Source organism: Vibrio crassostreae (assembly GCF_024347415.1).
GTDB lineage: Bacteria > Pseudomonadota > Gammaproteobacteria > Enterobacterales > Vibrionaceae > Vibrio > Vibrio crassostreae.
Window position 1 is genome coordinate 2,017,421 of record NZ_AP025476.1, and the last position, 18,817, is coordinate 2,036,237.

Consider the following 18,817-nt stretch of genomic DNA (forward strand, 5'->3'; position numbering starts at 1 on the left):
GGGGGTCAGTTCATAATCGCTGGCTTTTTATCGTTTAAACTCGGCTCATTCAAACAAGAATCGAGTACGTGGGGCTTCTGCCCTTAGTGACTGATCCGATAAAGAAATGAAACGGTCACTTCATCGTTAGGCACGACTCTCTTCTGTTGAGCTAAAAACAACTCTGCGGTCGAGACGGCATCGGCTAGTGCATTGTGGCTGTTGTACTCCGGAAGCCCATACCTTGCACGCGTCCCAGCCAGAGTTAAGTCTACCTCTTCATGGTTGCTGATCGCTTTCTCCATGCTCTTCTCAATACACAGTGTATCCAACCAAAGTAAAGGCAGTTGCCTTAAGCCATAACATCTCAGCAAATATTGGCTAATGAACTTCTCTTCGACCACACAAGCGTGTGCAACAATAATCTTGCCTTTCGCTGCTTCGAAGAAAGTGAGCATCGCATCATGAATGGATGCCCCCTCTTCTAACATCTGTGGTGTGATGTGGTTAATTACCGCAGTTTCAGCGTTGATCTGAGAATCATTGTTCAGGTAGATATGCTTGGCCGAAGCCAAATCGATTCGTCCTTTCACCACATCGACCCATCCCATAGACAAGATAAGATCTTGCTCACTGTCTAAGCCAGTAGTCTCAAGATCCAACACAATATAGTCGCTGTCTTTAGCCAGATCCGTCATTTCAGGGCAAGGCTGTTCTACCAGATCATGTAACGCTTCTGGCAGCTTAACCGTACCCAGATATTGCTTACGCTTGCGTTTAATTCGCTCAAGCGGATGAAAGTAGTTCAACAAGGCTTTCATTAACGCGCTCCGAAACGAATTTTCGCCGCTTCTTGAAGGTCGGCAATGATTCTAAAGGCGTCTTTCAAGTGCTTACGTTCAAAGCTACCAAAACTGTCTGGGTTGATGTTGTTGTCTGGCACTTCCCCGTTCTTCAAAGCTTCTAATTGATGGCCGAAACGGAAAGACAGAATGAACTGATACGCGCCAAGGATGTTCTTGAACGCATCATCGCTCAGCATGCCTTTTTCATTAGCAGCAGCGAAACGTTCGTCCGTTGCCGACAAATCACACTCCACCGCCAGACCGTAAATACGCGCTAAATCGATGATCAAATTAATAGCGTACTTCTTCACGTTAAGTGTTTTCTTGTTCTCACCTGACTTCTCAAGTACCAAGCTATTGAAGATACCCAAAGGCGGGTTGGTATTCACCGCATCTTTCACTAACGTGCTTAAGAACTCACGATTGCTGCGAATATTATTATGCAGTTCATCACGAAGAATGCCTTCAAACTCACTGTTGCCGTAAATTGTACGAATCTCTAGGAACACACTGATATTAAGTAAGCGTTCGTACTCTGGGTTTGCCACCCACTTCTTGTAGTAATGCTTCCATACGCTGAGCGGTTGACACCATTTTGGCGTCGCTGCCATGAATTTACCCGGACAGAGTGGGTAGTCACAGCTCGCTAAGCCGTTGGTCACCATCATGGCTAAGTGTTTAAAGTAAATACGGTCACTGTCAGTTGCATCGTCAGCTAGTACGATCGCACTGTCTTGATCAGAGAGCATGTGAACTTCGTTACGAGCATGCGAACCTGCGACAATCCATGAGAAGTCACACGGCGGCGGACCTAACTTATCAATCGCTATCTGAATCAATCGGCGTGTGTAGGCATCCATAATCATGGTCATTACCTTGCCGACCGTTTCCGGTGCAACTTTACCTTCCACCAGCGCTTCAAAAATTGCTTGTCGCTCTGAAGTGAAGGAAGACATGGTTTTCACGCTGCCCGCGTATTTGATTTTCTCGATTAAGAAGATCGCTTGAACACGGTGGTTTTGAACCAAGTGAGAGGTAGTCAGAAGGCCAACGACTTTGTTCTCTTTCACTACAGGCAGGTTACGAATGTTGAATTGCATCATGATAGATGCGGCATGCAACACAAGATCGTCCGGTTTCACCGTGAGTGGAGAATGCGTCATTACCTCAGAGATTAAATTTTCAGTGCTAACACCGTGCGCAATCACGCGTTTGGTCATATCACGGTCAGTGATCAAACCGACAATGGTTTCACCTTCATAGATCACCGCACAAGGAGAACGTTGATGAAGCATTTCTACCGCGACCGATTGGATGGTTTGCTCAGACTTAACGATGGCCACCTGCCCGCTTGCCACCTCTTCAACCTTACGAATGAACAAGCCCTTCTCTTTATTTGACCACACCACATCAAGCGCCGACTTCAAGCGAACTTGAGCCTGTGATGCAAAGTGTTCAGCACAGCTTGGAAATGCTTTGAACAACGTTTGAAGTGCCGAGTGTGGAATCACATAAAGTAAGGTGTTTTCGATGGCGACGGCTCGATAGCCTTTCTCGTCGTTAACTTCAGAATCTAAGAACGTAAAGCCGAACAAATCTTCACTGCCTAAACGCGCACGAAGTACGCCGTCTGATTTTCTTTGCTCCATCGAGCCCGTTCGAATGATATAGAGCGACTTTTCCTTCCCCGACTCACACAAATCAACCACATCTCCCTTACCAAGATAGGTAATTTGAACATTAGCGGCAAGTTCGCGCATCGCTTGTTTAGGGATCTTATCGAAAGGGTCTATCTGACCGATAAATTGAAGAATATTTGGCAAAAGGGATTGGGGCATAACCATACTCACACCAGTTTAATTAGTATTATTATATAACCAATAACATCAGTTGCGAATAGATTTTCAGTTTCGGAGTAATAATTACTTAACTATTAGAGATCAATACGTCGTTAAAGCGATTAGAGCAGTAAAAATATAAGATTGAGATACAAAAAAGCACGCTAAATGCGTGCTTTAAAGTTGAGAAGAGCACTCTATGTGCCCTCTTGATTAGCTCGCTACAGGCAACCGGTGGTTTGACTCTTGCAGATGGCTTGCCGAAGCTTGGCGTGCTTTATCGCTATTGCCAGCCATAATTGCTTCGTATATTGCGCGGTGCTCGTTAATGCATGTGCTGCCTTCTTCAGAAGAGTGCACAATAAAGTTCACAAACATCGTCGTCAATATGTTGCCAAACGGTAAGTAGAAGTCATTACCTGTCGCATTGAAAATCAAACTATGGAACTTAGTATCAACATCTAACCAACGCTCTTTATCAAGCGTTTCTTCACTAGAAATCTCAACCATTTCTTGGAAGATCTCTGATAATTCAATACGTTGCTCAGCCGTTGCAAACGTCGCAGCTAATGCACAAGCTTCTGGCTCAATCGCACGACGTAAGCCTAAGAATTGATGACAAAACTGGTCTGTGTCAGTTAGGCCATCCATCCATTCAATAAGCTGAGGATCTAAGAAGTTCCAGAATGCGCGGTCAACAACACGAGTACCAATCTTAGGACGAGATTCTAGCAGACCTTTTGAAGTCAGAAGCTTAACCGCTTCTCGTAATGCAGTTCTACTAATGCCAAATTGTTCACACAGAGCCATCTCGCCAGGAATAATGGACCCTTGAGGTAAATCACCCGACAAGATACCACGAGCGATTTCACGTGCAACTTGCACATGAAGGCTTCGCTTAGAGCCTGAAATAGAATTAAAAGTGCCTGCCATGTGTTTAATTACTTATTTGATATGTATTATTTAAATCGGACTATAGCACTGAAAGTATAATGCACCAAATCAAGTTGCAAATTACGTGAACTCCCTTATGGTCTCTGGCTTTTACACTCTCAGCCACATCACTTTAACTAAACCCTGCCCGAATAACACACGATTAATACATACAAATGGTTCTTATTACGCCCATTGATTCTATGCGATTTGTCACAAAAAAACCCTTACCCCCCCTATAAAGTACGATCACACAACATTTTGGCCTTAATTCACTTGAATACATAATATGTTATTGTATTATTTATCACACGAACAGTGAGGCGTGGGTGTAGTTACAAAGTGATCAGGCGAACCATAATGAACGAAATAACCGCCTTTACTAAGGCTGTCCAACAAACACCTAAGCCGAGTATTTCCCGACTTCTATATTAAAACGTCAGCCTCAGGTGGTTATATGGCTATATTTTCATTGGTGGAAGATTCAAGCCGCCGAATTCATGTTCAAGTCGCACGACAAATCGCGCGCAAAATCCTATCTGGTGAGATAAAGGAAAACGAAAAGCTACCCAGCGAGATAGAGTTATGTGAAGTTTTCGGTGTCAGCCGAACGGCACTAAGAGAATCAACAAAGCTACTGTCAGCAAAAGGGCTTATCGAGTCCAAACCTAAAGTCGGGACCCATATAAAACCGCGCTCTCATTGGCACTTCCTAGACCCTCAATTACTCTATTGGATTCAAGATCTAGAAGACACTAAGCCCTTTCTTTCTCAATTCCTTGGTCTAAGAAAAGCCATTGATCCAGAAGCATGTGCACTGGCTGCAACCAATGCGACCGTAGAGCAACGCAAAGAACTGTCTATTCTGTTTCAGAAGATGACCCTAGCGGCTAACAGCTTTGAGTATGAAGAATGGACAACTAACGATCACTTGTTTCATCAAACCATTTTCTTATCAACAGGTAATCAGTTTTACATACCGTTCGCCAACATTTTATCGACGATCTTTAAGCAGTTTATCGATCATTCTGCGGTAGGTGGACGCTTTTGTTTAGAAGAGCATAAGGCGATTTACGACGCGATAATGTCTGGCAATGAAAAACAAGCACGTATTGCGTCAGCCATTCTACTTGATGATGAAAACCAGAAGCTTTCAAGGGCTTCACTGGCAAGTGCGTAACATAGACACCGCGTAATTCTGGCGTACTTATTCAATCGCTGATAGCCACATCACTTAACCAGAGTGTACCTGTAGTCAGGCACACTCGTTTACCTCTGCCCATTACACTCTAGCTAAATCAACAAGGTATAACTTGTGTCTTCCAAATCGTACGTTAGAAAGAACTTTTCGTTAGCTTGGCCCTTAGCCTTAAACGCCCTCTTGATGCAGTCGATGCTGATGATCGACACGCTATTGGTCTCACCGCTTGGTGAAATTCCTCTTGCAGCCATGGGGATTGCCACCACCATTATCGCGTTTGTATTGGGTATTCAAATGGCGTTGGCTAATGGTACACAGCTAGTTCTCAGCCGCGCGGTTGGATCTGGAATCACGTCTTCGTTATCCAAAGCATTTTGGGCTGGTCTGTTCATCAACTTAGCCGTCGCATCCATGTTTTGGGTGCTGCTCACCTTTTTTGAACAACCTTTGATTCAAGCCTTAACCGACGACAAATCGCTTCATCTTGAAATTAGTCACTATTTGAATATCTCCAAATACCTCGTGATTTTTACGGCGTTAACGCAGGTAGTCATCGCCCTCTTTAACGGGTTGGGCAGAACCAAGGTTCCGTTTAAAGGCTACTTAATTGAGCTACCGATTAACGCTGTGCTCTCTTATATTCTGATACATGGCTTCTCGAACTTTGACGGTATTGGTGTACAAGGTGCTGCGCTGGGTAGCCTTATCGCAATCATCATTCGACTCCTCTACCTAGCGCTCTGTGTGCATTACGATTCATCGGTGTCACTTAAATTAGACACTGAAAAGTCCGAGTTCATCACTAACATCCGTCGCCACTTCATTGAGATATTCCCAGTCGCCGCCAATGTCACCATGCTGTCTATCGGTGCGACGATCTATCAGTTACTGTACTCACAGCTCAACATCAATGCTTATGTAGCGATCACCTTGGTAATGCCATGGCTACGCGCAGGAACCCAATTCATCACCGCCTGGGCTCACTCTTCAGCCATCACCATTAGCCAAGCGATAGGCTCTAAGAAAATGGATGATCTGGCCAAAAATGTGGACTCCAGTATTGATGTTGCTGTCGGAATTTCCGTTGTTTGCGCACTGATGTTTGCAGGCTTAAGCTTGGTCATTGGTGACATTTACCCCGACCTTGATGCATCTACCTATCACGCTCTCGCGGTAATCGCGCCTCTTTATATATTCTTACCGATAGTACGTGGTTACAACACCGTTCATGGCCATGTATTGAGAGCTTTAGGACATACCACTGACGTATTCAAAATCAACTTTACAGGCCAATGGGTTATCTCAATTCCTTTGTGTGCTCTGATTATTTTGGGTTTTGATGGTTCGATTTTCTGGGCTTTTGCAATTCAACCTTTCGAAGAGATCATCAAAGCACTGCCTTTTAGACACCTCGCTCGTAAATCTTTGCGAGAGTTCAACGCCAGTAAAGCCGATAAATTAATGTACGATTAAGTGCTCAAGTAAGTTGTCACAACAAGCCACATTTGTCTTGTACACGATAGATGTGGCGATTGGCGTTCAGCGTCCTCCCCTATCTTTCCTCTCTAACCACGCCATACCATCACATTCGATGAGCCAGCTAGCAGCCATATAAGGTTAACCGTTTTGTTAGATAATGGCTGGTTTGCCTTAGTCAACGGACAGTGGTTAACACTCAATCTAAAGCCTCGCTTCACAGCGAACAATGCCCTTCGCAAGCTCTAAAGGATCTCAGATTATCAGGCAGCCTCATTCATATGCCTTGCCCGTGATAACAACAAAGCCACTTAGCAACCAGAGCATCAATACAGCTCTCCCCTCCAGCACCATTCACACACGAAAGGAGCCACATTCGAAGTCAATCACATAAAACATAAACCACATACTAAAAAGCCCACTCAAATGAGCGGGCTTGTCTAATAATCTTGAGGCTGGCGTTGGTGAATTACTAATCAGATCACAAATTCTTAAACCTAACTTACACCATTAACGCCTTGAGCCTACTTCTCTAATTTAGCGAAGTAATCGAAGATAACTGGCACGTCGTTTTGACCAAGACCGGCATCAACAGCAGCTTGTAGACTCTTAGAAGTACCTTCAGCAATTAGAGATTCAGTACCTAGATCTGAAACCATCTCGAGGAAGTAACCAAGGTCTTTGTTCGCGTTTGCAACAGAGAAACCTAGTTTCTCTTCGCCGTCTACCGCGTAGAACTTACAGAACTGCATGAACGGAGAGTTAGACGGGCCTGCAGACATAATGTCAAACAGCTGTTGACCATCAACACCAGCGCGTTGAGCGACAGCAAAAGCTTGAGACATAGTCGCAACCGTTGTCATGCCCATGAAGTTGTTCACAAGCTTGGTCACGTGACCAGAACCCAAAGCACCCAGGTGGAATACGTTTTCGCCTTGCTCATCAAGAACAGGCTTAACTTTGTTGAAAGTATCCATGTCACCCGCAGCCATGATGTTCAAAAGACCATCTTTAGCGTGTGCAGGAGTGCGACCTAGAGGCGCATCTATCATGCCTGCACCTTTAGCTGCTAGATCTTCACCAATCTTACGAGTAGATGCAGGAATTGACGTACCGAAGTCAACAACAACTGCGCCTTCTTTGATACCCGCTAGAACACCATCTTCACCGTAAACAATTTTCTCGACAACAGCTGAAGTTGTCAGACAGAACTGAACGATGTCACTTGCAGCTGCAAGCTCTTTTGCTGAAGTGAACGCTGTAGCATTACCACGATCTGTAACGCGAGCCATAGCTTCTTCACTTAGATCCATTACGTTTACGTGGTAACCACGAGTTTGTAAGTTCTCAACCATGTTTCCGCCCATAAGACCTAGGCCAATGAAACCAATTACAGGTTTAGTCATGCTTAACTCCAAATATGTTATTGTATGATTATATGCTCATTATAGTAACTAGCCGCAGCTCTTAAGGCAACCGTTTTAGAGCTCCTATTAGTGATCCAGCGCATGAATTTCATATACGAATACCACCATAAATTGAGGAATCGACTTGATATAATCCACGGCGATAGGTTTGGCCTGAAACGATCAAACAAATCGATATTTACTCGGCTAATCCCCTTATTAATTCAATCTTAGCGTATAGCCTCTGCAAGTTGAGTAACCATTGATGGCACGCTGTCTCCGGTTAATCAGATACGTTGAAAACCGTTGAGATAAAGCTAATTTCAACAGCAAAACACAACATTTCACTCTAGTATTTCATTAGCTCGTCAAGGTTCTAGTATTCATGTTCAATACTAAAATAACCACCAATTGTATGACTTATTAGCTTTATCTACGTCATCACCATGTCATAGATATAATGAGTATAGGCTCTGATAAACCATACTTGCTGTGTGCTCCCCGGGGTGCGGACTCCAAGCTCACACTATCTAACACGTATCCTCGTAGCCAAAATCACGCATAAAAAAACCGAGCAACTCGCAACGAGCTACTCGGTTTGACTTATTTCCGATATTCTTTGTTATCGACATTAATTTTGTTCAGTTACTTAGATGCGAACACCCTAACAACCGAACAGACATGGTACTTCGTTCCCGCAAAGCACCACATCAATACAAGCCATCGTTAAACGGCTTGTATGTTAATCATTTACAGTTGAGCAAATGATCCTTCCCACGAGTATGTCTCACTCGCGAACTCAACAGTGTGAGTTGCTTGCTGCGTGTCTTCAGCTTGGTTTGAGATACCGTAGTGGTAAGTGTTGCCAGAAGTAGTCTGAATGCGAACAACAGTCCCGACACTGTTATGGCCCACAACAGACACTGATTTAACTAGACCACGAGCGCCTACAGAGGCTTCGATAGACTCGTTAAAGTAACCATGCGTTTCTAGTACAGAAGCAAACACATGGTTTTGACCAGACTGACGTAAGATAAGCGCAGGCTCACTCTTAAGGTTGAAGTCTGGGTCGTTAGCGCCAGTGCGAGCAAAAATCACTTCGCTGCCCGCATTCGCGCTTGTTACTAGGCTGTAGTAACTGCTGTCATGCAGCCAGCTTACTAAAGAACCTTCTTCATTCACTTTACCTGAAGCAACGTTCCAAAGGTGTTGGTAACCGTTGTCTTCACCTAGCGGCTTCAACGTACTTTCAATGTTGTAATCGAAATCAGTACGGATGATCTGACCAGAATGGTGAACTGGCAGGTCGTACTGGTGCTCAGCGTCAGCTTCAATACGGTATACATCGATGACTAGTGGCTTCTCGAACTCAGGAAGTTCAACAAGAATCACACTACGTTGCATGTCTACGCCAGTGTAGTACTCAGAAATCGTACCGCTCATACCTTGTAGAGATTTGTCGTCTGCGACGAAGAAGTGCTTCTGACCAAACTTAGACTCAGCCAATGCGGTATCGAAGTTGTTTTGTGTTTTCTGATCAACCGTTACTGTGTTGTGGGCAACTGTCTGCTTACAGTAAGACTTGTTCTCTGGGATGTAACGACCACCAAACTTAGGCTCAACGTTTACCCAGCGACCAAAGCCGTAGTCATGCAGCACTTCGTGGCCGCGGTTGAATACACTTAGGTGCAGGCCATCGTAGTGACCGTGGTCTAGTGCAGAGTGGTACTGGTGATCGCTGCCGTGCTGACCAAACCAGATCAACGCCATTGTATCTGCGGTCTTAGGGTCGTCGTCTTGCTCATCACGGTGACGAAGGATGCTTACGCCGCCTTTTTCACCTTCAGGGCCATCCGTTACAAACAGGCTACCCCAGTTGAATGCTTTGATGTCGTCTGCTGCATCAACAGCGTCAGACAGTGTTTTACCAGAAGCGTGAACCCAAACATCTTGTTGGTGATTAGCCATACCAAGTAACGTTTTAGTCTGTTCGTAACGGTGGTAACACACAGACGTTGCCATGATAACGCCTTCATCGTTGATAGAAATCGTCTTCGATGAATCGTTCAGAGCTGGCAATGTACCGTCTGGGAATGCCGTTTTGAATACCGCGTAAGACGTTGTCTTAATCACTGAATCGTTGAATTCGTAGATGCCAAGATCAGGCTGACGACGTTCAATCGCTTCTGCGAACAGGTAGATTGGACGTAGAGAGAAACGGTGGTAGTAAGGACCTTCCATGTAGTAGCCATCTGGCGAGAACAGTTGGTCAAGTTGCGCTAAGAAACCGCCGCTTACTTTGTCTAGTTTCAGGCCGTATAGTGCTTTGTCTACCGACTCTTGATCATTGATTGCGTAACCACAGATACCTACCGCTGCCACTGCCCAAAGGCCGTGATTGTGTACGATATCGAAGTCGTGTGCGTAAGTCACAACGAACATTTCGATCATTTGTTTAAGAAGATCGTCTTCGATCAGACGCTTTTGCTCTTCAGAGATGGTGTGGTAAATGCAGCTGTACGCGCAAGAAGCGTAGAGCATCCACATGTTCTCGTTCAACGTTTGGTGGAACAGCTTACCCGGAGGATTAGAGTCAAGGCTGACGTTGCTTTCCAATGTCGGGTATACCGTCGCATACGCTGTTAGCATATCAACGATGTAATCACGGTACTTTGTTTCCTCAGTGATAAGGAACAAACGACCCGCTAGATCCATATGGATGTAGTTTTGCTTATGACGGTTATGTTCATAACCGCCGCCTTCACCATGACCTGGTACTTCAATACCCACTTCAGCCATATAAGCGTCAGTTTGTTTAATATCACGAGTCAGTGCATTACCTAAAAGGCTATCCTTGCCAAGTTCTTTACGAAGCTCTGCTGCTTCTTCAAAGTTAAGTAAAAGTGGTTGATAGCTCATTATTATTTCCCCTGCTCTGCAGTGCTTGCTAATTCTGGGTTTAAAATTGTTTCTACTGAGTAAAAGCCCGTCCAGCTGTATACTTTGCCGTTCAATTCGACTTTGTGTTCAGTGCTGTCAGTCGCGCCAAGTTGGTTGCTGATCATCACTGTCACGTTTGATTTCTCTGTCGTAATCTCTACTACTGAACCGATATTCGTGTGAGCCACTACTTTGATGTCTTTCACAACACCACGTGCACTTACCGATTGCTCGAATTCTTCGTTGAAGTAACCGTGCGTTTCTAGAACAGAAGCGAACAAGGTTGTTTCGCCTTTGCTACGTAGAATGAATGCAGGTTCTGAACGTAGGTTGAAGCTTGGATCGTTAGCACCGGTGCGAGTGAAGATCACTTCACCATTGTCATTCGAGCTAGTACCTAGCCATGTGTAGTAAGTATTGTTCTGTAGCCAGCTAACTAGGGCCGTACCATTTGCCTCACCGCTCGCTACGTTCCATAGGTGTTGATAACCGAAGTCGCTGCCCAGCGTGTTTAACTCTTTGTTCGCTTGGTATTCGAAGTTAGTACGAACAATTTGACCTTCATATTGATGAGAGTAATCAAATTGGTGTTCGCCTTCGCCGCCTTTTGTAGAATCTAAGCGGTATAGGTCTAACAATAACGGAGATTCAAGCTCTTCAAGGTTTAGCATGAACACGCTGCGTTGCATGTCAAAACCTTGGTAGTGGTCGTTAGCAAATGCGCTCATGCCGTTGATTTTCTCGTCTTCTACTTTAAAGAAGTGAGGTAAACCGTGTACTGCGTCTGCACGTTCAACATCAAAGTTGTTCTGACATTTTTCATCAATCGTTACTGCGTTGTGAGCAATCGTCTGACGAGCGTAAGATTTGTTTTCGTCTAGGTAACGACCGCCGAATTTTGGCTCAACGTTAACCCAACGACAGAAGCCGTATTCACGTAGCACTTCTTGACCGCGGTTGAAGAAAGAAATACCCAGCGTATCGAAGTTGCCGTGGCCCATGCCGTGTTGACCGTAGTTCATCACTAGCTGAGAAACGTCGCCTTTCTTATCCTGCATGCGGATAAAGCCTTGTGCGCCGTTGTGACCTTCAGGACCTTCGTTCAATTCAACACTTGGCCAGAAAGGCATGCCGATTTCTTGTTCAGCAGAAGCCACTTCGTAAGCTTTAGATAGCTCAAGACCACATGGGTGCATCCATACTGCGTCTTGAATCTTGGCCATACCAAGAATGTTTTGATCTACGCCGTTTTCTGACGAGTAATGTTTGCTGTAAACACTGACGGCAACTTGAACACCCATGTCTGTGATGCCCATTGTGCGAGATGCATCGTTCAGAGCCGGGAATTCACCGTTCGGGTACGCTGTCGCCAGCATTGCTTGTACTGTGTTACCAATCACGCCGCCTTTGTAGTTGTAGATATCCACTTCAGGCATATGACGGTGAATCACTTCAGCGAACACACACGTTGGGCGAATCGCGTAACGGTGGTAGTAAGGGCCTTCCATGTAGTAACCAGAAGGTGCAAATAGCTGAGAAATTTGAGCTAGAAAGCCGCCAGTATCGTTACGGTCGATGCCGTAGACTGACATTTCAAGGTACTCGCGCTTGCCTAGAGCAAGACCACAGATACCCACAGCGGCTACTGCCCAAATACCGTGGTTGTGAATGCGGTCGAAGTCGTGTGCGTATTTAACCGTGAACATTTCTAGCATTGGTTCGAAAATACGAGACTCAATGTTGTCACGTTGCTCTTGTGTCAATGTAGAAGCAACACAAGAGTAAGCTAAGCTTGAAAACATTAACCAACAATGTTCATTCAGGATTTGGTGGAACAAACGACCTGTTGGATTCGTGTTTTTCTGCACGTGGTAATCAAACGTTAGATATTTGTCTGCGTACTCTTCTAGTAACTCTGTAACGAAGTCAGCGTACTTTTGCTCTTTAGTGATCAAGAACATGCGACCAGCTAAGTTCATGTACGTGTAATTTTGCTTGTGGCGGTTATGTTCGTAACCACCCGCTTCTCCGTGACCAGGAACATCAATAGCTAAGCGCATGAACGCTTCTAGGTCTTTCGCGTTTGCTGCAATGGTTTTACCCATTAAGCTCGAACGGCCCACTTCAAGATGAAGTTGCTCTATTTCTGCTTCAGTCAACAATACTGGTTTCGTCGTCATATTCTTTGTCACCCTCAATAAAGAGTTTATCTATTTAAACTTTGATTAAATTTTCAAACTCCGGATAAAGTAATACAATATGAGCTTTAATCATACCTATTCGTAACGAAATGATGAGCAGAATCACATAATTCACCGTAAGCTATTGATATGAATAGCTAATGGTAAATAACAGGCATTTGTTAAGTTGTTGATTTATTTACGTTATATAAAGTGTCGCTTGATCAATATCACACAATTCTAGATATATTGTATTACAATTAAACCTATTCCCTTATGATAAACGCAAGTTAGGTAACACTTAATAGATTTATACAAATTAGGAGATACACAATGAACTCTTTCTTTATTCTAGATGAAAACCCATGGGAAGAATTGGGCGACGGTATTAAGCGTAAAATCGTTGCTTACACTGACGATCTTATGGCTGTACACCTATGTTTTGATAAGGGCGCGATTGGCCATCCTCATACTCACGAAATTCACGACCAAATCGGTTATGTTGTCCGTGGTAGCTTCGAAGCTGAAATCGAAGGCGAAAAGAAAGTGCTTAAAGAAGGCGATGCTTACTTCGCTCGTAAACACATGATGCATGGTGCAATTGCACTAGAGCAAGACAGCATCCTTCTTGATATCTTCAACCCTGCGCGTGAAGATTTCCTAAAATAATTAATAGCGCAACCTCAGTTGCTAAGGTAAGCATATGAAATCATTAAACATCGCGGTCATTGGCGAGTGCATGGTTGAGCTACAAAAGAAACAAGACGGGCTTAAGCAAAGTTTTGGTGGCGATACGCTGAATACTGCACTTTACTTGTCACGCTTAACAAAAGAGCAAGATATCCAAACAAGCTATGTAACAGCGTTAGGTACTGATCCATTCAGTATCGACATGTTGAAAAAGTGGCAAGCAGAAGGTATTGACACCAGCCTAGTGGCTCAGCTTGATCACAAACAACCAGGGCTTTACTACATCGAGACCGATGAAACGGGTGAACGCAGTTTCCATTACTGGCGTAGTGACGCTGCCGCGAAATTCATGTTTGATCAGCCAGACACCCCTGCTCTACTTGATAAGCTATTCTCTTTTGACGCGGTTTACCTAAGTGGTATTACGCTTGCTATCTTGACTGAGAACGGACGTGCGCAGCTATTCAGCTTCTTAGACAGGTTCAAAGCTCAAGGCGGTCAAGTATTCTTCGACAATAACTACCGACCTAAACTTTGGGAAAGCCAACAAGAAGCAATTTCTTGGTACTTGAAAATGCTTAAGTACACTGACACGGCTTTACTCACGTTCGATGACGAACAAGAGCTGTACGGCGACGAAAGTATTGAACAGTGCATTGCACGTACGTCTGAGTGTGGAGTGAAAGAGATCATAATTAAACGTGGTGCAAAAAATTGCTTAGTAGTGGAAAGCCAAAGTGCTCGATACGTTGCACCCCACCCTGTAAACAACATCGTTGATACTACCGCAGCTGGCGACTCGTTCAGTGCAGGCTTCTTAGCTAAACGCTTGAGCGGTGGCAACGCTAGCGATGCAGCATTATCAGGTCATATTGTGGCAGGGACTGTGATTCAGCATCCAGGTGCTATCATACCTCTAGAAGCGACGCCTGATTTGTCTCTATAATTGCGCACTTTAACTATTAATCAAGGGTTTGCTTAGTTGAAAGCAGGCCCATTATTAACGTGAGAAAGAATTCATGACTACATTAAATGAACAACTAGCAAACCTAAAAGTAATCCCTGTAATCGCTATCAACCGTGCTGAAGATGCCATCCCCCTAGGCAAAGCACTGGTTGAAAACGGCATGCCATGTGCAGAAATCACACTACGTACAGAATGTGCAATCGAAGCGATTCGCATCATGCGTAAAGAATTCCCAGACATGCTAATTGGTTCAGGTACGGTACTGACTAACGAGCAAGTTGACGCATCTATCGAAGCGGGCGTTGATTTCATCGTAAGCCCAGGGTTCAACCCTCGCACTGTTCAATACTGTATCGACAAAGGTGTTGCTATTGTACCGGGTGTAAACAACCCAAGCCTAGTTGAACAAGCAATGGAAATGGGTCTTCGCACGTTGAAGTTCTTCCCTGCTGAGCCTTCTGGCGGTACTGGTATGCTTAAAGCACTAACCGCGGTTTACCCTGTTAAATTCATGCCAACTGGCGGCGTAAGCTTGAAGAATGTAGACGAATATCTATCTATCCCTTCTGTACTTGCGTGTGGCGGAACTTGGATGGTTCCAACTAACCTTATCGACGAAGGTAAGTGGGACGAACTAGGCAAGCTTGTTCGTGACGCAGTTGATCACGTTAACGCTTAATTTGTTTTAGGTTTCGTGATAAAGCCTCACTTCGGTGGGGCTTTTTGTTATCTATGCTTTAGCTAACGCCCCTCTTGGCGTTATATGATCGCCTGTGGTTGGCAGTATACATAAATGCCAATTCTCCAACCATTTACACTCCCGGCCTCTTAGGTTTTGTCGTACAAGTAAATACAAATCTAATTCACCACGAACCACTTTAACTTTCTCCTAGGAGCTCCATAATTCGCTCTGCTTGTTGACCGCTTTATTTCACAATTGTGAGCAGCCAAATCTTAAGTAATGGGCTAGCTTGCATTTTAAGAGCACTGTTCGAGCAAAATATCACTCACCTTCACTTACATTGATATCAAATAAATCTAGGGACAATGCACCCGCTCATAAAAATTAAATAAGTACTTAAAAACAATAAGCTACCTCAACAGCAACAACGTGATGGTTGCTAGTTTTATCGTAATTTTAATCATGAAAAGTGTCGCAAAGTTGAGCTTACTTGTAGCACATTTGTTACGGTTATAACTAAAATATTATGGGTGACACTTCTTATTAGTCTTGACTTATATTGTCATACATATATGCCTTTACAAGGTCGATAAACTTCAAATAAAAATAAAATCAAAAACCAATTAAATTAACTAAAAACAAACACTTAGATTTAAAATTAATATTCCATAAAAAATCAATGCGACCTGGATCATACTAAAGGCATATTGTAGTACAAATAAACCTTTGGACGCGTTAATCTAAGCCCAGTTAATTATGATATTTAAAAGGCTGAAAAGATGACTATTGATACTTTTGTTGTTCTCGCCTACTTCTTCTTTTTAATCGCTATTGGTTGGATGTTCCGTAAGTTCACCACGTCGACTAGTGATTACTTCAGAGGGGGCGGCAAAATGTTGTGGTGGATGGTTGGTGCAACTGCCTTCATGACACAGTTTTCAGCATGGACGTTTACAGGTGCCGCAGGACGCGCGTTCAATGACGGTTTCGTTATTGTAATCCTATTCTTAGCCAACGCATTTGGCTACTTCATGAACTATATGTACTTCGCTCCAAAGTTCCGCCAACTTCGTGTGGTAACGGCGATCGAAGCTATTCGTCAGCGCTTTGGTAAAACGTCTGAACAGTTCTTCACATGGGCAGGTATGCCTGACAGCCTCATCTCTGCAGGTATCTGGCTAAACGGTCTAGCTATCTTCGTAGCAGCTGTATTCAACATCCCAATGGAAGCAACCATTGTGGTAACGGGTATGGTTCTAGTATTGATGGCAGTAACGGGCGGCTCTTGGGCGGTTGTTGCTTCTGATTTCATGCAAATGCTTGTAATCATGGCCGTGACAATTACTTGTGCGGTTGCAGCTTACTTCCACGGTGGTGGCTTAACTAACATCGTTGCTAACTTCGACGGCGACTTCATGTTAGGTAACAACCTAAACTACATGAGCATCTTCATCCTTTGGGTTGTGTTCATCTTCGTGAAGCAGTTCGGTGTAATGAACAACAGCATCAACGCTTACCGTTACCTATGTGCGAAAGACAGTGAAAACGCACGTAAAGCGGCAGGCCTAGCATGTATCCTTATGGTTGTTGGTCCACTAATTTGGTTCCTACCACCTTGGTACGTAAGTGCATTCATGCCTGAGTTTGCTGAGCAATACACATCAATGGGCGACAAAGCCGGTGATGCTGCTTACCTAGCATTCGTACAGAACGTAATGCCAGCAGGTATGGTTGGTCTTCTTATGTCAGCAATGTTCGCTGCAACGATGTCTTCTATGGATTCAGGTTTGAACCGTAATGCTGGTATCTTTGTAATGAACTTCTACAGCCCGATTCTTCGTCAAAACGCGACTCAGAAAGAGCTGGTTATTGTAAGTAAGCTAACGACTATCATGATGGGTGTTATCATCATCGCGATTGGTCTATTCATTAACTCTCTACGTCACTTAAGCTTGTTCGATATCGTGATGAACGTAGGTGCGTTGATTGGCTTCCCAATGCTTATCCCTGTACTACTAGGTATGTGGATTCGTAAGACACCTGACTGGGCTGGTTGGTCTACTCTAGTGGTTGGTGGTTTCGTTTCTTACATCTTCGGTATCTCTCTTCAAGCAGAAGACATCGAGAACCTATTTGGTCTAGAAACAGCACTTACTGGCCGTGAATGGAGCGACTTGAAAGTTGGTCTAAGCTTAGCAGCTCACGTAGTGTTCACTGGTGGTTACTTCATCATGACTTCTCGCTTCTACAAAGGCCTAACGCCAGAGCGTGAGAAAGAAGTTGACCAACTATTCACTAACTGGAACACGCCGCTAGTAGCGGAAGGTGAAGAGCAGCAAAACCTAGATACTAAACAGCGTTCAATGCTTGGTAAGCTTATCAGCACAGCAGGTTTCGGTATCCTAGCAATGGCTCTGATTCCAAACGAACCGACAGGACGCTTGTTGTTCCTACTATGTGGTTCGATGGTACTCACCGTTGGTATCCTACTGGTTAACGCATCTAAGGCTCCAGCTAAGATGAACAATGAGTCAGTTGCTAAATAGCTCAATCGCTAAAGAAAGCATCTAACACGTTAAACCAATAATGAAGCCCATGTTATTCGATAGCATGGGCTTTTTGTTTTTTTCCTTAGTTATCGTTCTTACTCTAAGTGACACTTTGATAAGTCTTATCCCCTTCTCCAAACCTTTCGACTTCGCCAGTTCAAGAGCTCGTTCAGGCAGAGTTTTCTTATCCCGATTTATCAAAATCCCACTTTATTTTTAACTTTCCAATGGTTTGATCTCTTTCTGCTTTTCTTTCTGTTACTTTTAACAACTAGACAAACACAACAGATAATTACAATGAAAAAAACATCACTATTACTTGCTTCCATTGCTCTGGCACTTTCTGGTGTCGCACAAGCTGACCAGTTAGAAGACATTCAAAAATCAGGTACCCTTCGTGTGGGCACCACAGGCGACTACAAGCCTTTCTCTTACTTCGACGGTAAAACATACTCTGGCTACGATATCGATGTCGCACAGCACATAGCAGAACAGCTAGGTGTCGAATTAAAGATTGTTCGTACCACATGGAAAGATCTGCTGACCGACCTCGACAGCGATAAATACGACATCGCGATGGGTGGTATTACGCGCAAAATGCAACGCCAGTTAAACGCAGAACAAACTCAGGGTTACATGACCTTTGGTAAGTGCTTCTTAGTCACGAAAGGTAAAGCAGAACAATACGACAGCATTGAGAAGGTAAATCTGTCTTCGGTTCGTGTGGGCGTGAATATTGGCGGCACTAACGAGATGTTTGCAGATGCTAACTTGCAGAACGCAAGCTTCACACGTTACGAAAACAACCTAGACGTTCCGCAAGCCGTTGCAGAAGGCAAAGTTGATGTGATGGTGACAGAAACCCCTGAAGGCCTGTTCTATCAAGTGACGGACGAGCGCCTTGAAGCAGCTCGCTGTGAAACGCCGTTTACTAACAGCCAATTCGGTTACTTGATTCCTAAAGGTGAGCAGCGCTTGCTGAACACAGTCAACTTCATTATGGATGAGATGAAATTGAAAGGCGTTGAGGAAGAGTTTCTGATCCACAACTCTCTGAAATAATCTTCTATCGTTCTAGATAAAAAATAGGCCAGCATTGCTGGCCTATTTCGTTTTGGTTTAATGGTTCGC

At 44.2% G+C, this 18,817-nt stretch carries 13 protein-coding genes; 7 read left to right on the top strand and 6 right to left on the bottom strand.

Features of this window, described 5'->3' with window-relative positions; genetic code table 11:
- Window positions 1–83: 83 nt before the first annotated feature.
- The 3 genes from OC193_RS09050 to OC193_RS09060 all read right to left on the bottom strand — a co-directional run bounded on the left by OC193_RS09050 (window position 84) and on the right by OC193_RS09060 (window position 3,595).
- The gene (locus tag OC193_RS09050) at window positions 84–800 is read right to left on the bottom strand and encodes a 3'-5' exonuclease (RefSeq protein WP_048663523.1); all 717 of its coding nucleotides are present in this window, start codon (window positions 798–800) and stop codon (window positions 84–86) included.
- Entirely contained in the window at window positions 800–2,662 is a 1,863-nt protein-coding gene (locus tag OC193_RS09055; protein WP_048659765.1) for a DUF294 nucleotidyltransferase-like domain-containing protein, read from the bottom strand. The genes OC193_RS09050 and OC193_RS09055 overlap by 1 nt, the downstream gene beginning before the upstream one ends.
- Before the next feature lie 213 nt (window positions 2,663–2,875).
- On the bottom strand, window positions 2,876–3,595 hold the full coding sequence (locus OC193_RS09060) for a FadR/GntR family transcriptional regulator (protein ID WP_048659508.1): 720 nt from the start codon (window positions 3,593–3,595) through the stop codon (window positions 2,876–2,878).
- A 457-nt stretch (window positions 3,596–4,052) separates the two neighbouring features.
- On the opposite strand from OC193_RS09060, the gene OC193_RS09065 reads away from it, so the two are divergent.
- Both OC193_RS09065 and OC193_RS09070 read left to right on the top strand, forming a co-directional pair.
- Window positions 4,053–4,775 carry a FadR/GntR family transcriptional regulator gene (locus tag OC193_RS09065; RefSeq protein ID WP_048663524.1) on the top strand — a complete coding sequence of 241 codons (723 nt, stop codon included), beginning with the start codon at window positions 4,053–4,055 and terminating at the stop codon, window positions 4,773–4,775.
- A gap of 204 nt (window positions 4,776–4,979) precedes the next feature.
- Window positions 4,980–6,269: an MATE family efflux transporter gene (locus OC193_RS09070; protein ID WP_048659510.1), complete on the top strand. Its 1,290-nt coding sequence runs from the start codon at window positions 4,980–4,982 to the stop codon at window positions 6,267–6,269.
- Window positions 6,270–6,796: 527 nt separating this feature from the next.
- Here the strand turns inward: OC193_RS09070 and OC193_RS09075 are convergent.
- From OC193_RS09075 to OC193_RS09085, 3 genes are all read right to left on the bottom strand, one after another.
- A complete protein-coding gene (locus OC193_RS09075) occupies window positions 6,797–7,678 on the bottom strand; it encodes an NAD(P)-dependent oxidoreductase (protein WP_048659511.1) in 882 nt (293 codons plus the stop codon).
- Between the two features lie 750 nt (window positions 7,679–8,428).
- On the bottom strand, window positions 8,429–10,597 hold the full coding sequence (locus OC193_RS09080; protein WP_048663525.1) for a heparinase II/III domain-containing protein: 2,169 nt from the start codon (window positions 10,595–10,597) through the stop codon (window positions 8,429–8,431).
- Window positions 10,598–10,599: 2 nt separating this feature from the next.
- A complete protein-coding gene (locus OC193_RS09085) occupies window positions 10,600–12,798 on the bottom strand; it encodes a heparinase II/III domain-containing protein (protein WP_048659513.1) in 2,199 nt (732 codons plus the stop codon).
- 333 nt (window positions 12,799–13,131) lie between these two features.
- Between OC193_RS09085 and OC193_RS09090 the strand changes: the two genes are divergently transcribed.
- The 5 genes from OC193_RS09090 to OC193_RS09110 all read left to right on the top strand — a co-directional run bounded on the left by OC193_RS09090 (window position 13,132) and on the right by OC193_RS09110 (window position 18,748).
- The gene (locus OC193_RS09090) at window positions 13,132–13,467 is read left to right on the top strand and encodes a cupin domain-containing protein (RefSeq protein ID WP_048659514.1); all 336 of its coding nucleotides are present in this window, start codon (window positions 13,132–13,134) and stop codon (window positions 13,465–13,467) included.
- A gap of 34 nt (window positions 13,468–13,501) precedes the next feature.
- Window positions 13,502–14,434, top strand: a complete 933-nt coding sequence (kdgK, locus tag OC193_RS09095) for a 2-dehydro-3-deoxygluconokinase (protein WP_048666397.1) — start codon at window positions 13,502–13,504, stop codon at window positions 14,432–14,434.
- Window positions 14,435–14,507: 73 nt separating this feature from the next.
- Window positions 14,508–15,134, top strand: coding sequence for a bifunctional 4-hydroxy-2-oxoglutarate aldolase/2-dehydro-3-deoxy-phosphogluconate aldolase (locus OC193_RS09100; protein ID WP_017069898.1), 627 nt, complete (start codon window positions 14,508–14,510; stop codon window positions 15,132–15,134).
- Window positions 15,135–15,916: 782 nt separating this feature from the next.
- Entirely contained in the window at window positions 15,917–17,683 is a 1,767-nt protein-coding gene (locus OC193_RS09105; protein WP_048663527.1) for a sodium:solute symporter family protein, read from the top strand.
- Between the two features lie 300 nt (window positions 17,684–17,983).
- Window positions 17,984–18,748, top strand: a complete 765-nt coding sequence (locus OC193_RS09110; RefSeq protein WP_048663531.1) for a transporter substrate-binding domain-containing protein — start codon at window positions 17,984–17,986, stop codon at window positions 18,746–18,748.
- The last annotated feature ends 69 nt before the right edge of the window (window positions 18,749–18,817 follow it).

Excerpts from the sequence above, each read along its gene's own strand:
- OC193_RS09080 (WP_048663525.1), bottom strand. The coding sequence starts at position 10,597 with ATGAGCTATCAACCACTTTTACTTAACTTTGAAGAAGCAGCAGAGCTT.
- OC193_RS09065 (WP_048663524.1), top strand. The coding sequence starts at position 4,053 with ATGGCTATATTTTCATTGGTGGAAGATTCAAGCCGCCGAATTCATGTT.
- OC193_RS09055 (WP_048659765.1), bottom strand. The coding sequence starts at position 2,662 with ATGCCCCAATCCCTTTTGCCAAATATTCTTCAATTTATCGGTCAGATA.
- OC193_RS09085 (WP_048659513.1), bottom strand. The coding sequence starts at position 12,798 with ATGACGACGAAACCAGTATTGTTGACTGAAGCAGAAATAGAGCAACTT.
- OC193_RS09075 (WP_048659511.1), bottom strand. The coding sequence starts at position 7,678 with ATGACTAAACCTGTAATTGGTTTCATTGGCCTAGGTCTTATGGGCGGA.
- OC193_RS09110 (WP_048663531.1), top strand. The coding sequence starts at position 17,984 with ATGAAAAAAACATCACTATTACTTGCTTCCATTGCTCTGGCACTTTCT.
- OC193_RS09090 (WP_048659514.1), top strand. The coding sequence starts at position 13,132 with ATGAACTCTTTCTTTATTCTAGATGAAAACCCATGGGAAGAATTGGGC.
- OC193_RS09050 (WP_048663523.1), bottom strand. The coding sequence starts at position 800 with ATGAAAGCCTTGTTGAACTACTTTCATCCGCTTGAGCGAATTAAACGC.
- OC193_RS09070 (WP_048659510.1), top strand. The coding sequence starts at position 4,980 with ATGCAGTCGATGCTGATGATCGACACGCTATTGGTCTCACCGCTTGGT.
- kdgK (WP_048666397.1), top strand. The coding sequence starts at position 13,502 with ATGAAATCATTAAACATCGCGGTCATTGGCGAGTGCATGGTTGAGCTA.
- OC193_RS09060 (WP_048659508.1), bottom strand. The coding sequence starts at position 3,595 with ATGGCAGGCACTTTTAATTCTATTTCAGGCTCTAAGCGAAGCCTTCAT.
- OC193_RS09100 (WP_017069898.1), top strand. The coding sequence starts at position 14,508 with ATGACTACATTAAATGAACAACTAGCAAACCTAAAAGTAATCCCTGTA.
- OC193_RS09105 (WP_048663527.1), top strand. The coding sequence starts at position 15,917 with ATGACTATTGATACTTTTGTTGTTCTCGCCTACTTCTTCTTTTTAATC.